The 13,828-nt window shown below is 36.0% G+C and carries 15 protein-coding genes, 10 tRNA genes and 1 riboswitch; of the genes, 5 read left to right on the top strand and 20 right to left on the bottom strand.

Annotation, left to right across the window (positions count from 1 at the left end):
• Positions 1 to 150 precede the first annotated feature (150 nt).
• On the bottom strand, positions 151 to 588 hold the full coding sequence (locus M3183_RS25640) for an Hsp20/alpha crystallin family protein (protein WP_251474712.1): 438 nt from the start codon (positions 586 to 588) through the stop codon (positions 151 to 153).
• Between the two features lie 179 nt (positions 589 to 767).
• On the opposite strand from M3183_RS25640, the gene M3183_RS25645 reads away from it, so the two are divergent.
• Positions 768 to 1,505 (top strand): HAD family hydrolase, encoded by a 738-nt coding sequence (locus M3183_RS25645; protein ID WP_251474715.1) that lies wholly within the window; start codon positions 768 to 770, stop codon positions 1,503 to 1,505.
• Between the two features lie 81 nt (positions 1,506 to 1,586).
• Here the strand turns inward: M3183_RS25645 and M3183_RS25650 are convergent, their stop codons facing one another.
• From M3183_RS25650 to M3183_RS25660, 3 genes are all read right to left on the bottom strand, one after another.
• On the bottom strand, positions 1,587 to 2,102 hold the full coding sequence (locus M3183_RS25650) for a DUF3189 family protein (protein WP_251474717.1): 516 nt from the start codon (positions 2,100 to 2,102) through the stop codon (positions 1,587 to 1,589).
• Between the two features lie 51 nt (positions 2,103 to 2,153).
• Complete coding sequence (locus tag M3183_RS25655) at positions 2,154 to 2,573, bottom strand: hypothetical protein (RefSeq protein ID WP_251474719.1); 420 nt, start codon at positions 2,571 to 2,573, stop codon at positions 2,154 to 2,156.
• 356 nt (positions 2,574 to 2,929) lie between these two features.
• Positions 2,930 to 3,940: a DUF3231 family protein gene (locus M3183_RS25660; RefSeq protein ID WP_251474721.1), complete on the bottom strand. Its 1,011-nt coding sequence runs from the start codon at positions 3,938 to 3,940 to the stop codon at positions 2,930 to 2,932.
• 184 nt (positions 3,941 to 4,124) lie between these two features.
• On the opposite strand from M3183_RS25660, the gene M3183_RS25665 reads away from it, so the two are divergent.
• The 3 genes from M3183_RS25665 (at position 4,125) to M3183_RS25675 (ending at position 7,142) form a co-directional block, all read left to right on the top strand.
• Entirely contained in the window at positions 4,125 to 5,159 is a 1,035-nt protein-coding gene (locus M3183_RS25665; RefSeq protein WP_251474723.1) for a DUF3231 family protein, read from the top strand.
• Between the two features lie 183 nt (positions 5,160 to 5,342).
• A complete protein-coding gene (locus tag M3183_RS25670; protein ID WP_251474725.1) occupies positions 5,343 to 5,645 on the top strand; it encodes an EthD family reductase in 303 nt (100 codons plus the stop codon).
• Between the two features lie 216 nt (positions 5,646 to 5,861).
• Entirely contained in the window at positions 5,862 to 7,142 is a 1,281-nt protein-coding gene (locus M3183_RS25675; protein ID WP_251474727.1) for an acetyl-CoA hydrolase/transferase family protein, read from the top strand.
• Positions 7,143 to 7,530: 388 nt separating this feature from the next.
• Here the strand turns inward: M3183_RS25675 and coaA are convergent, their stop codons facing one another.
• Positions 7,531 to 8,454 carry a type I pantothenate kinase gene (gene coaA, locus M3183_RS25680; RefSeq protein ID WP_251474730.1) on the bottom strand — a complete coding sequence of 308 codons (924 nt, stop codon included), beginning with the start codon at positions 8,452 to 8,454 and terminating at the stop codon, positions 7,531 to 7,533.
• A gap of 172 nt (positions 8,455 to 8,626) precedes the next feature.
• Positions 8,627 to 8,723: riboswitch (glycine riboswitch) on the top strand.
• A 113-nt stretch (positions 8,724 to 8,836) separates the two neighbouring features.
• On the opposite strand from coaA, the gene M3183_RS25685 reads away from it, so the two are divergent.
• The gene (locus tag M3183_RS25685; RefSeq protein ID WP_251474732.1) at positions 8,837 to 9,448 is read left to right on the top strand and encodes a trimeric intracellular cation channel family protein; all 612 of its coding nucleotides are present in this window, start codon (positions 8,837 to 8,839) and stop codon (positions 9,446 to 9,448) included.
• 268 nt (positions 9,449 to 9,716) lie between these two features.
• On the opposite strand, the gene M3183_RS25690 is transcribed toward M3183_RS25685, so the two are convergent.
• From M3183_RS25690 to M3183_RS25760, 15 genes are all read right to left on the bottom strand, one after another.
• Positions 9,717 to 9,905, bottom strand: coding sequence for a hypothetical protein (locus M3183_RS25690; RefSeq protein ID WP_251474735.1), 189 nt, complete (start codon positions 9,903 to 9,905; stop codon positions 9,717 to 9,719).
• Positions 9,906 to 10,040: 135 nt separating this feature from the next.
• Positions 10,041 to 10,445 (bottom strand): hypothetical protein, encoded by a 405-nt coding sequence (locus M3183_RS25695; RefSeq protein ID WP_251474738.1) that lies wholly within the window; start codon positions 10,443 to 10,445, stop codon positions 10,041 to 10,043.
• 257 nt (positions 10,446 to 10,702) lie between these two features.
• Positions 10,703 to 11,305: a DUF6241 domain-containing protein gene (locus M3183_RS25700; protein ID WP_251474740.1), complete on the bottom strand. Its 603-nt coding sequence runs from the start codon at positions 11,303 to 11,305 to the stop codon at positions 10,703 to 10,705.
• Between the two features lie 546 nt (positions 11,306 to 11,851).
• Complete coding sequence (locus tag M3183_RS25705; RefSeq protein WP_251474742.1) at positions 11,852 to 12,247, bottom strand: MazG nucleotide pyrophosphohydrolase domain-containing protein; 396 nt, start codon at positions 12,245 to 12,247, stop codon at positions 11,852 to 11,854.
• Positions 12,248 to 12,359: 112 nt separating this feature from the next.
• On the bottom strand, positions 12,360 to 12,548 hold the full coding sequence (locus M3183_RS25710; RefSeq protein ID WP_251474744.1) for an AP2 domain-containing protein: 189 nt from the start codon (positions 12,546 to 12,548) through the stop codon (positions 12,360 to 12,362).
• 268 nt (positions 12,549 to 12,816) lie between these two features.
• Positions 12,817 to 12,898, bottom strand: a tRNA-Leu gene (locus M3183_RS25715).
• A gap of 23 nt (positions 12,899 to 12,921) precedes the next feature.
• Positions 12,922 to 13,007: transfer RNA gene (locus M3183_RS25720), tRNA-Leu, on the bottom strand.
• Positions 13,008 to 13,050: 43 nt separating this feature from the next.
• Positions 13,051 to 13,124, bottom strand: a tRNA-Cys gene (locus M3183_RS25725).
• An 8-nt stretch (positions 13,125 to 13,132) separates the two neighbouring features.
• Positions 13,133 to 13,207, bottom strand: a tRNA-Gly gene (locus tag M3183_RS25730).
• 4 nt (positions 13,208 to 13,211) lie between these two features.
• Positions 13,212 to 13,286, bottom strand: a tRNA-Gln gene (locus M3183_RS25735).
• Positions 13,287 to 13,327: 41 nt separating this feature from the next.
• Positions 13,328 to 13,403: transfer RNA gene (locus M3183_RS25740), tRNA-His, on the bottom strand.
• Between the two features lie 14 nt (positions 13,404 to 13,417).
• Positions 13,418 to 13,491: transfer RNA gene (locus M3183_RS25745), tRNA-Trp, on the bottom strand.
• Positions 13,492 to 13,496: 5 nt separating this feature from the next.
• Positions 13,497 to 13,581, bottom strand: a tRNA-Tyr gene (locus M3183_RS25750).
• A 27-nt stretch (positions 13,582 to 13,608) separates the two neighbouring features.
• Positions 13,609 to 13,681 (bottom strand) — tRNA-Thr (locus M3183_RS25755).
• Positions 13,682 to 13,700: 19 nt separating this feature from the next.
• A tRNA-Phe gene (locus tag M3183_RS25760) sits at positions 13,701 to 13,776 on the bottom strand.
• Positions 13,777 to 13,828: the final 52 nt, after the last annotated feature.

Raw genomic sequence — 13,828 nt, forward strand, 5'->3', positions numbered from 1 at the left:
ACAGTTTTTTACTCATAATTCTCCGTCTCCATGTATATCTCTATGTTGTTCTTTAAATTATACAAAAAAATACCCTATAGAAAGAGCACTTTTTTAAAGTGTCTATACTATAGGGTACATTTTAATTCTGCCGGACTTTTTTATTTAGTATCAATGAAAGTCAACATCGATTTTTCGTTTGCTGCTTTGTGTTAATTTTGGCATTCTTACTTCCAGTACACCATTCTTATAGGTGGCTTTTACACCTTCATCTGAAACGGGACAAGGAAGCGGGACAGAACGATGAAAACTGCCGACGTAACGCTCTTTTCGATGCATGTTTTCCTCTTTTGCTTCATTTGTTCTATGAATCGTCCCATTAATCATTAACATATTATTTTCAATATCAATATTCATGTCTTCCTTTTTTTCGAGGCCGGGAATATCACAAGTTGCAACCACTTCGTTATCTGTTTCATGAACATCTACTCTGATACCGCCCATGTTTCTTTCATTTTCAAATGAAAATGGGAAATCCGAAAAAACACGATCAAAGTCCTTTCTTAGGTTAGCCAGCTGCCTAAACGGTTCATTAGGTACCAATGTCATACAATCATTCCTCCTAGTTCGTTTACACACAAAATTTTCGCTAAATCAGGTAAAAGTATTCATATATATGAATTCATCCATAGGCACTAATTTTAAATTGGATAGGCTTAATGAAGCATTAACATCACATATTTACTCATATATTAATCTTACACCACTAAATTAAGGGGGAATTGGTCATGAATCAACAAACCTTAATATTGGATTTAGATGATACATTGATTCACTGCAATAAATACTTTAAGCAATCTAGAAATGAATTTGTGAAGTGGATGATGAGGTGGTTTAAAAACCTTTCGGAAAAGGAAATTAAAGAAAAACTATTAGAGCTGGATCTGGAAAGCATCAAAAAACATGGACTGCATTCATCAAGATATCCAGATTCATTGGCAGCTACCTATCTTTATTTTTGTAAGAAATATAAGAAAGGGCTCAGGGCAAAAGAAATTGAACAAGTGCGTAAAATCGGCGAGCATGTTTTCGAGATAGAGGTGGAGCCATTTCCAGAAATGTACGATGTCTTAGAAAAACTCAAAAAGGATGGTCATAACCTATATTTATTTACAGGAGGGGATCATAAAAATCAATATAGAAAAATTAAGCAATTAAACTTGCAGCCATATTTTAAAGACGGCGTCTTTATTTTTGAACATAAAAATACAAAGGCGTTAAAAAATGTCCTAAAAAAAATTAATGCAATAAAAAATGCGACTTGGATGATTGGAAACTCACTTAAAACTGACATCAAACCAGCACTTGATTTAGGGATCAATGCGATTCATATACCAGCTAAAATTGAATGGAGCTACAATATTGTGGATATCGATATCGAACCTAGAAGCACCTTCGCCGAATTAACCTCCCTTAGGCAACTACCGGACTATCTAAGGGAGCATTATTTTTATAGAGCCATATAACTCCATCTGGTAATAAAAAAAGGTCGGGATGCCGGCTTTTTCTTTTATCCACATTTGCTGCCCTTTAAGCGCATTTTCCAATTAACTTTTAAATATTTTATTTTCCAAAATCATAACATTTTCCTGAAACCCTGACTTTCCTATTTCTCTTGTATTTTGAACCAAGCGAAAAATATTATCGCAGCATTGCTTAGCACCTTTAACTAAAAATGGGATACCTATCATGTCTATTTTTAACCCTCTCGAAAAAAAGCCGCCTATGGACATTGTGATTGGAACAGTTGGAGATGTATTGGAGAAAATAATCTTTTCTTGAAATTGGAATTTATCTTGAAGTAATAAAATCATTTCTTTTAGTGCTGGTACAACCAATTTATTACGTTTTCTTCCAATGGTATAAACAGGGTTTCCGTCTTCATCAATCCCATGAAAAATAAGCTTGCCAAAATCCTCATGGTCTAATTTATTAAAATATGGGACGTTTAAAATTTGTTCAGTCGTTAATTTCACGTCTGATTGTGGTAATAATTTTAAATGATATGCGGCTGCAAGAGATGTTGTATGTGTTCCGCCATAATCATTATAAATATAAATCATTGGAATCCTCCTTCTTGGTTTATAATGATATTTTGCATCAAATTCAATTTATTATTGCTTTCTAAAAATAACCATCCCTATTATCATTGGTATAATCATAAGAAGTCCCACGGTTAAACTAGGAATGGGTAATTTTGGAGAGAAAATAGCTCCAAGAACACCAAAAAAACCGGCAAAAATATAAGGAATGGCCGTGACTGTTTTATTTGCCCCTGCCTTAGCATAATACCAAGCATCCCAAATAACATACACATAAAATCCAGGATAAAATAACATCCCATCATAAATTACTGTCTCTAATGCCTGCTGGTGAAAGCCATTAAAATCAAGGTAAATGGATTTATTTATGTTTCCAAACATATTATCAAAATGCTCAAAAATCACAAAAATAACACCTTTTATAAATTGACGATTATATATTTGGCCAAACCCAGGCATTAAGATTGAAAATAATGCTGCAATATTCCTCATGTCTTTTTCCTTTTTTTGTAAGTTTAGGTAATAGTAATTTTTACCAATTGTTTGGTATAATAAACGGAGTGAAAAAAGGCGTCTCCGCCAAGACAGCAGAAACGCTTAGAAAAAACTATTATAAAAATTTTATTCCTTAACGGGCAGTTAGTCTCTCTTATCTGACTTCATATTTGCAGAAAAGCTAATTGTACAGCTGCCCGTAAAGCCCAATCGATGAGGTAAAGTGAAACTAGCCGGCATGATTTTTGGCAACTTTGCCTAACTAATCGGCCTTCGCATTGTCTCATGATAAAGTTAGAGATAATAGTAAAAGCCTAACATTCAGCTGGGGATTGGAAAAAACATTTTTCACTTTATCCTTGTTTCGCCAGCTCATCACGATCCGGAGCCATCGGGGGCTGTTCCAGCCATCCATTTTCAATCAAAATGTTAGCCCCGTCTTCCGCATATTTCGCTATCTCTGCTGACAGTCTAACATAAAGAAGGCTTAAATCTTTTCTGGGACTTACGGCCATACTTGTTCCATAAAACCCTATACTAAGCGCAATAAGGGTTGTTGTAAAAAACATCATCAGCTTATCTGAAAATACTGGATCGGTTGAATATGTTACTTCTGAATGCCAAGTCATTGGAACCGGAAGGTCGTCTTCTCTAAGAATAGTCCCTAAAATATCACAATGCTTTTTTGCTATTTCTTTTCCTCTAATTAAGTACTTTACAACTTCTTTAGACTGAGCAGCCTGACTAAATCCAGTTAAAGTAGCTACCCCAAAAGCATTTCGTTGGAAATTAGTAAATAGATTCGTAATTTCGGTACCTGTTAGGGGCCTTTTTTCACCCAAAAAACCTTTCAGGAAACTTTGCTTTTTTACAAAATCTATATTTTGTGGAATTGGCAAATATGGAGAACGAATATAAAGACCCTTTGATAATAACAGATTTATTAGTTTCCTCATAAAGGATGTTAACTGAGAAATACATTGATTAAAATGATTATATACATCTTCCCTGACTGCCAGGCCCAGATTGACACTATAGCCTTGAAGAGCGATTTGGGCAGCTTGATAAAGATAATACAAAACATATGAATCCGAGTATAATCTCGGAGCCGAAACATTGACATCCTCATCAAGTTTAAACCCGTAAGGAATGGGGTATTTTTCTCTTTGAAAAATCTCAGTCATTGCTTTTAGATTTCCTTGGGCGATTTCGAAAGCTTGTTCAGCAAGCGGCCTTATGTCCTTATCCTCTACTTTTGATATAAAATATTTAAACTTGCATGAAATCGCACTGTCATTGATGTAGGCCGCCCACAAAGATGTTATCTCTGATGAAGTGAGGCTTACCTGTTTGTCCTTCTCCATAAACTAATCTCCACCCACCTTAAAATCGGCTTCTAATACAAATATCCCCAATCTTATCAATTGTATGTAAACAAGTATCCCCTTCCAAAAGTTTTAAACTTAGGTAAACGAATAATGTACCACACTTTATACCAATATAAAATATAAGCAATTTATAAAAATGTTTAAGGATGGATATTTCATTATGGCTGTTGAAGATAAAAAAGATATGAATGAACATAATATTCGTCTTACGGCTTCGGAAATGGGGTTTCTATGGACTCAATTTGAAAATGACACATTAGCCATTTGTGTTTTAAAATATTTTGCGAATAAATGTGAGGATAAAGAAATACTTCCAGTTGTAGAATTTGCTTTAGATTTATCGCAAAAACATATTCAAATCATAACCGAAATTTTTGCAAATGAAAAAATACCAATACCAGCTGGGTTTTCCGATGAAGATGTAAATGTGAATGCACCAAAATTGTTTACGGATACCTTTATGCTGTTGTATCTGCAAAGTATGGGAACTATTGGTATGACTGCAGCTAGTATCGCAATTAGCTGCAGTTCACGGGAAGATATTAGCAAATTATTTCAGGAAATACTCATTGAAGCAAAAGATTTACATGATATGGCCCGGAAAACTGCATTGGCAAAAGGGATTTATATCAGACCGCCATACATTTCCAATCCTGATAAGGTTCAATTTATTACAAAACAGAGATTTTTATTTGACTTTGTTGGAAAATCCAAACGTCCTTTAACAGCTATTGAAATTACCCATCTTTTTATCAATGTTCAAACCAACTCAATGGGTAAGGCCTTAATGATGGCTTTTGCACAAGTCTGTAAGGGAGAAGACGTTAAGCAATTTTTCACTGAAGGAAAAAATATCGCTAATAAACATATTAAAAAGTTTAGCTCCACCTTGACAAATGGAGACATTCCAGCCCCCATGTCTTGGGATTCACACGTGCTGGACAGTACTGTTGCACCTTTTTCAGATAAATTAATGATGTTCCACACAACAGGTATGATAGCCGTTGGAATTGGGAATTATGGAGCAGCTGCCGGGACGTGTGAAAGAATGGATTTAAGTGCATTGTATACACGTCTTTCTGCAGAAATTGCTTTATTTGCGGAAGACGGTGCAAACATCATGATCAAACACGGCTGGCTTGAAGAACCGCCTCAGGCAGACGATCGGCAGGCGCTAGTTAATCAGCCGAAGTAATCGATTTTTTGAAATAGGCATTTGAAAGAATATCCCCATCAGCAGGCAAATCACTATGATGGGGATTTTTTAAGATGTTTTTTAAAAAAAAGGCGTGTTAATACAATATGTAATACAAACGAAGAATATTTTGTTCAAAAAGAAATATATTTTACATGAAATATCATGGGGAGTGTTGGAGTCATGGCGAAAATGATCATAATGTATGAAAAACCAAAGGATCAGGAAAAATTTGATCAGCATTATTTTAATGTTCATGTACCACTTGGAAAAAGAATTCCAAATATAATTAACGATTCAGTACAACGTGTGGTGGATTCCCGTAATACTGATTTAAACTTATATCTTATAACCACTTTAGAATTTGAAAATATGGAAAAGTTAACAGAAGCTTTTGCAAGCCTGGAAGCAAAGCTGGCGGAAGAAGACGGCCCTAATCTCCTTCGGTATTTAGAGAAACCTCCTATAATGATGATTGTGGAATAGATTTCGGATATTTGCAGCAAACTTTTGTTATGCCTATCCCCTGCTATGAGTATGGGATGGGCATTTTTAGATTTAATTGTTACCTTTAGTGTAATTGACACCTGGTACTAGCAGTTGATATAATTTTCGTTGGATTAAAGGGAGTTTTTGAACTTTTATTTGATATTACAATAGGATCTTTTTACATAGAGGCTTAGAAAGAAGGATTGTTCACCTATGAGCATTAACAATGATAAGGAAAAAACGATTCTCGAAATCATGTCCATTTTATCCAACTATCACGATCTCATAGCAGCCATGGGAAATGGGGAGCCTGATTTTATTTTATCGGCAATTGATGAAAACCCGAATGCTTTTTCATCATTAAAAATTCATCAGATTCTTGAAATGAAAAATCGGCAATATATCCAAGGAGAATTCCCGAACATCCGCTATGTTTCTTATTTTATGAGCGTTTTTGCAAGAAGGGCATTCATAAATGGAAAATGTGATTTAGTACCAAACCATTTTCATCAAATGCCTAAATTACTTGATAGTGTAACGAAAAATCCTGTTATTGTCTGTCAAACCTCACCGATGGATGAAGATGGATATTTTTCATTAGGGACAGAGGCAGATTATACGGCTCACTTTATTGGTAATGCCCCGTTTGTTATTCAAGTAAATGAATTTGTGCCGCGTACAAATGGAGAAAACAAAATTCATATTTCACAGGTGGAAGCATTCATTCGTCACAATCAGCCATTACACGAGCTGCCGGAAATACCTATTCGTGATATTGACCAAAAAATTGCGGAATATATTGCGGAGCGAATTGACCATGGCTCTACACTACAAGTGGGTATCGGAGGAATTCCAAACGCAGTTGTCCGCTTATTAAGCAGCCACCGAAACTTAGGCATTCATACCGAGATGCTGACCGATGGGATTTATGATTTGGTACAGCAGGGTGTTGTCACCGGTTCTGAAAAAAAGACTTATAAAGAAAAGATCATCGCTACTTTTGCTTTGGGTTCAAGAAATTTATATGATTTCATGGATAATAATCAAAGTATCGAAATGTTGTCGGTTGATAAGGTAAATGATCCGCGAGTTATTGCCCTAGAAGATAATATGGTTGCCATCAATGCGACAACCGAGGTGGATTTCTACGGTCAATGTGCATCTGAAACCATTGCTGGCAAATATTATAGTTCGACTGGCGGTCAGGCAGACTTCGGAACAGGCGTACGATTTGCGAAAAATGGCAAGGGATTTATCTGTTTATACTCAACAGCAAAAAATGATACCATTTCCAGAATCCAGCCGACTTTAGCACCAGGATCCGTTGTAACGACCTCCAAAAATGATGTTGACTATGTTGTGACGGAATATGGCATTACCCAATTAAAAGGAAAATCCATCTTTGAAAGGACTAAGTCTTTAATTGAAATTGCACATCCGAAATTCAGGGATAAATTAACATTTGAAGCTAAAAAAATGGGATTTCTTATTTAGTAGTTTAAAAAAGTGCAATCCTCCTTGAGAATTGCACTTTTTTTGAAAATAGGGCTTTATTAAAGACCTTTTTCCCTTTTACTTCACCAGTTTGGTACTTAAAAACACTTATTTAAAGACAAGGCAGCTTTATTTCTGACGGATTTGTCTTTAAGAGGCATTGTTAAAGACAGTTCGCCCTCGACTTCCCTGTTTTGTCCTCAAGAGAACTTATTAAGGACTCTTCCGCTCCCGCCTTCACCTGTTTTGTCCTCAAGAGGGCTTATTAAAGACTGTTCCGCCCTCACCTTCACCTGTTTTGTCCTCAAGAGGGCTTATTAAAGACACTTATTCCTTCAATTTCGATGAATTTGTCTTTAACTAAAAAACTCACTGTGTGTTTCTATACCTAGAATTTTTTTAGATACACCTTTTCCGTTCTATGGTCACGGCCTTTTTTAAAAACAATATTTGCCCTTCTTCTGGTTGGTAAAATATTTTCTTTTAGATTCCGAGCATTTATTTCTTGCCAAATTTCAGTTGCTTTATTAATTGCCTCTTCTTGGGACAAGGAGGTATAACGGTTAAAATACGAAATCGGATTTTGAAAAGCGGTCTTTTGAAGCATTAGAAATCTTTCAATATACCACTTTTTAATATTTCTCTCATTTGCATCAATATAAATGGAAAAGTCGAAAAAGTCACTGACAAATACATGGTGTGTTTTATTGACTTGAAGTACATTAATACCTTCCACTATTAGAATATCCGGCTGATCAATGACTTCCACTTTATCCGGAAGTATGTCATATGTTAAGTGAGAGTATACTGGGGCTTCCACATTGTTTTTCCCAGATTTCACTTTAATCATAAATTCAATCAATTTTTGAGTATCGTAGCTTTCAGGAAACCCTTTTCTGCTCATGAGATCTTTATTCTCCAACGTTTCATTTGGATATAAAAAGCCATCTGTTGTAACTAAATCTACTTTCTTATGATTTTCCCAACGTGATAAAAGCCTTTGAAGAACTCTGGCTGTCGTGCTCTTCCCCACTGCTACACTTCCAGCAATCCCAATAATATAAGGGGCTTTTTTAGCCTTATAATCTAAAAATGAGTTTGTTACCCCCTGCAGTTTTTGGGAAGCTTTCACTTTTAAATTTATTAAACGGGTTAATGGCAGATAGATTTCTTCCACTTCTTGAAGAGAAATTTCTTCGTTTATTCCTTTTATACTTTCAAGCTCTTCCTCTGATAACAGTAAAGGAGTTTTATTGCGTAATGCTGCCCATCTATCTCTATTAAATTCGATATAATTTGTAAAAGGATTCATTTTTTTAATTACCTCGCATAAGATGTAAGTTAAGTTTAACAAATTGAGGCAATTTTGAGTATACTAATTACGATAATTACAAGCAGCAATTAAAATTTGCCAATTTAAAATTTATAATTGACAAGTCAAGCAGCTTTCATTAATGTATTTTTATAAACATACATATTCATAAAAAACTATTGTGGGAGAGCACGGATTTACAACGTCACCGAAGGGGCAAATCGAGAGTAAAAGATGAATCTCTCAGGTACAAGGACCACAATAGATACTTCTCTGGAGAGAGCAGCAAGCCACCAATGGGGATACCTTCTGACATAGGGAAACTCTCAGGTAAAAAGGACAGAGAATGACTTTTTACTATATGATGCTGGGAGGTTATTTTTTGGTTTGGGATGTATTGAATGTTATAGGGACCATTGCCTTTGCCATTAGCGGTGCAATTCTTGCGATGAAGGTAAAATACGATATTATTGGCACCTATATATTAGGATTAATTACTGCGTTTGGAGGCGGAGCTGTCCGGAACCTTTTCATTGGGATTCCCATTATTGAATTGTGGCAGCAAACTACACTGTTTATCATCGCGATTATCACGATTACTATCGTATTTATTTTGCCCAATACGATGGTTTCACATTTAAAAGAATGGAATGTCTTCGATGCTATCGGATTATCTGCATTTGCCATCCAAGGCGCTATGCATGCACATTCCATTGATTTACCAATTTTAGCCGTTATGTTTTCTGCCGCCATTACGGGTGCTGGCGGCGGGATCATTCGTGATATATTGGCCAGGCAAAAACCGCTTGTTTTCCAAAAAGAAGTTTATCTATTATGGGCTATCATGGCAGGTCTATTTATAGGAATGGATTGGGTTACAGAACCTTATCAACTTTATACGCTTTTTGGCATCATCTTTATATTGAGGATTATATCCTACCGGCTTGGATGGAGTTTACCTGTCAGGACTGTCCATAGAGCCCAAAAAGGCTAATACCGAAATGAAAAAGGATAGTTATGATCATCTACTTAATTATCCTTTTTATTTTAATAAATAAGTTCTTTTGCCACCAAGCAGTATAGGTTCAATCACACTTGGCTAAAGACTCCCAATTACTTTCCCCAAACTTTATCCGAAATTCTTTTAATGGGTTATGTTACTATTTTCATTATACTATAGCAAATAATTATATTAAAAATATTATAATTATTATATCCCTTAAATAAGCAGGTTTTTGGAAACGAAAAATAGCAACAATTATTCAACCACTTTTCATTCTTTTAAGTTCCATGGCACCGCCAATAGTACCTATAAAGCCGCCAGCTGCAAATAATATAGGTATTAATAATGAACCTGTGATTGGATATTCAGCCAATATACCATATATCCCCCAAATACATAAAACAAGTGAACCTGCTAAACCAATAATTATTCTTACCCTTTTGTTCAATTTAACCGTCTCCCTTTTTTCGCCTTGAAAAAAACTCATTTTATTGAATTCCATATTAGCAAAACCATTAATCAAATGAATCCCAATCTAAATAGAAAAACTTTTACCCCTTATTTTCAGCCCTTCTAAAAACGATTAAGGTGCGAAGCCATAAAAAATGAGTGTAAATAGGAAGAACGCTAGAAAACAAATTCCCGCTAGTACAGCCATCAACACAATAAACATGATAATTATCAGCCAATTTCTATGAAACCGTTTTTGGGTCAACCTGAATATCTTATATGCCATAATTAAAAAGAATGGGATTATATAAAAATATGAAAATACCCCAACCCATTCCGAAAGACTTTCAAACCCCCCTTCCAAAACAGGTCCGTTATATAAGTGATACTTAAATGCTATATTGGCAATTCCCGACATAAAAATAACGGACAATAATCCAAAATAGGCGAGAATGGTATATCTTACACCTTTCTTTTCATTTTTAAAGGCAGCATACAAAATGATTAAAAATACAATTAAAATAATGATTTTAAACATAATTCACCTCAAAACTGTTTGTTGTTAAATGGAACCACCACTTCAATATATCAAATTTTCCCATATTTACCAATCATACTTTTTAAATAATATATATAAGAGAACCTCTTTACAAAAAAACGGTTTGGAAATTCAAGCTGTTTACTCAACAAATTCCTATTCCGTTCTTTTTTGCAATTGTTTTTCCAGATCTTATGCCTGTTTAAATTTAGGGCAAAAAAATAAGCCCTAGGAAAACTCAGGGCTTATCTTAATGGCTATTGCCAATCTCTTTTATGTATTTGTAACCCATCATCCCCAAAGAAATACTGGATATAATTCTGTTCCTCCTCAGCATTCCTTACTTTCAATACTGGACTTTCACTTTGCTGCATATGGTCACTTTTGATGTTCCTAATTGTCAGATAGTCATTTTCCATATTGGAAAAGTCACCTTTTAACCATCTATCTAAGGTGCTCTGATATGTTTCAGATGCCTTTATTGCAACTGCCCGGTTTTTCAAATATTGAAGGTTAGCTCGATCAAACTGAAGTCTCTTGACATCAGCTGTTGCTGGAATATGGTAGCTATTATCCTCTCCCTTAAACTCAAGCTTCTGGAGAGCTAAAGTAATCATTGCGTAGTAGAAATCATCATCTTTTTTAATTTCTCCAATATCTTTTGCAGCTTTATCTAATTCAGCTTGACTCACTTTATGAGTTCGGTGAGTAGTTTTATCTATTTCAGTTTGGCCTGCTTTTTGATCTTGTTGAACAGCTGAAGCTGCTTCAGTGTGATCTCCGTTAGACGATAAAAACACATATCCCCCTCCAATAGCTAATACTAATCCAATACTTGTATAAATAATAGTTTTTTTCATTAATGTCCCCCATATATCTATCTACTTTTAGTTAAGCTTACCATATGTTTCCTTTACAGTGCCATTCTTATGTAAGTTCCAGAGAGATTCTGACAATACTTCTTTTCTAGTCATCATCTAAGTTACTGTTTTCACTTTTTGATTCTTTTTAGATGGAGGATCGAAGTTTCATCCTCCTAGTCAAATCTTCTTAAAGCATTAGATTCGAAGGTTACGAGTTAGCAAATTTCAGCAGCATTGAAGAAAATAAAAAAGACCTCCAACATGGACTGTTGAAAGTCTTTAATATTAAGGATTTTCACCTTGAATTTGATAACGGTGGTCGGGGTCGAACCGACACTCCAGAAGGAACACGAGTTTTAGTTATACTCCCTCATCGATTATTCCAATATTTGAGTCTATGTATTGATATGACTACATTTCAGAGGAATTGAACCTCAGCCAAGCCTTCCTGAAGTTATTCGTCCCAGAATTGTAATCAACTAATATTCCGTTTTATAACTAACAAAAAATAATATATCGGAACGAACACGATTTGTAAGTAGGTTATATAGAAATATTATTTTTTATTAAGCCAACATCTCTGTTTTTTCTATTTTTAACTTCTTCCATTTTGGAATAGAAACTTTCCTCTAAATCAATATCAAAATAGTTGGCGAACTTAGTGATATAGGCCAAGCAGTCTGCAAATTCTTTACCTAAATCCTCTTTAATGGAAGCCTTAGCTATTTCAAATGCTTTACCTTCTTCCATCCCTTCATTTATAAAAGTGTTTGTCATATTAAAAGCTTTTCGGAGTTCCTCGGCCACTTCAGCCACCTCAGTCGTAAGTAGCATGTAATTATTTAATAATGATGACTTTGCTCTCTCATAATTGTCGGTTTTTATCTGCCAATTCATTTCTTGTTGATATTGTTTAGTAAACTCTTGTAGTTTTTTCACTTTTTTACACCCCATTTTTTGCGTCTATATTTTATGATACAAGTAATTCTTCATAATTTAAATAAAAAAGCAAACCCGCCAAATTGTGACGGGTTTCTTTACTATATTATGTTTAGTTTGGCCATTCGCCATGATATATTTCAGCTGCTTCATTATAAGCTTTTGCTGCTGACTTTTCATCATCAAAGAAACCAAGCTTGAATTGTTTTCCTTTTTCAATATGGATTTGGGCTATCCACTTTTTAGATCTTCTACAAAAACAAACTCCTTTGAATTGGCTGGTGTAATTTCCACGTTTCACAAACTATTAAGGAATCGCTGTTCACTATAATCAAATTTGTCTCCGGCTTTTATTAATATCTCTGAGCTTACGTCGTTCCATTCAATTGTAATTCTTCTTTTGGACAAAACAATCGTTCCCTTCGTGTAAATGTATTCTTATCAGTTAAACAAAACGAACACGATTAGCGAACACAATTCAAACAAAAAGAGGATTGTATCTCGGCTGTTTAAAACCAAAGAACAATCCTCTTAAATGTAGTTATATCAACGTTTTTAACTAAAAACAATACCGGTGGTCGGGGTCGAACCGACACTCCTCACGGAACACGATTTTGAGTCGTGCGCGTCTGCCAATTCCGCCACACCGGCGTATTAAGATGTTGGTAAAGCTATGCCGAGGACCGGAATCGAACCGGTACGGTAGTCACCTACCGCAGGATTTTAAGTCCTGTGCGTCTGCCAGTTCCGCCACCCCGGCGAAATCAATTACCTGTTCTAATCCATTCTCAACATAAAGTTAATGGAGGCGGCAACCGGATTCGAACCGGTGGTAAAGGTTTTGCAGACCTCTGCCTTACCACTTGGCTATGCCGCCATTTTGTATGGAGCGGAAGACGGGATTCGAACCCGCGACCCCCACCTTGGCAAGGTGATGTTCTACCACTGAACTACTTCCGCATATTGGCTGGGCTAGCAGGATTCGAACCTACGAATGACGGAGTCAAAGTCCGTTGCCTTACCGCTTGGCTATAGCCCAATGATAATAAAAATTAAATAAATAATCAATAATAATTTTTATGGGGCGGATGATGGGAATCGAACCCACGCGTGTCGGAACCACAATCCGATGCGTTAACCACTTCGCCACATCCGCCATCATAAAAGATTTGGCAGGGGTAGTAGGAATTGAACCCACACCAAAGGTTTTGGAGACCTTCGTTCTACCTTTAAACTATACCCCTATATATGGTGGAGGGGGACGGATTCGAACCGCCGAACCCTGAGGGAGCGGATTTACAGTCCGCCGCGTTTAGCCACTTCGCTACCCCTCCATATATATTCACTTTGTCAGCTTAAGGTGCCGACGAGAGGAATCGAACCCCCAACCTACTGATTACGATTCAGTTGCTCTACCAATTGAGCTACATCGGCATCGAAAATCAAGTGAAAATGGTGGCTCAGGACGGAATCGAACCGCCGACACAAGGATTTTCAGTCCTTTGCTCTACCGACTGAGCTACTGAGCCATATAGTGGCGGTCTGGACGGGACTCGAACCCGCGACCTCCTGCGTGACAGG

It is taken from the genome of Neobacillus mesonae (genome assembly GCF_023715155.1).
GTDB classification, from domain to species: Bacteria; Bacillota; Bacilli; order Bacillales; family Cytobacillaceae; genus Neobacillus; species Neobacillus mesonae_A.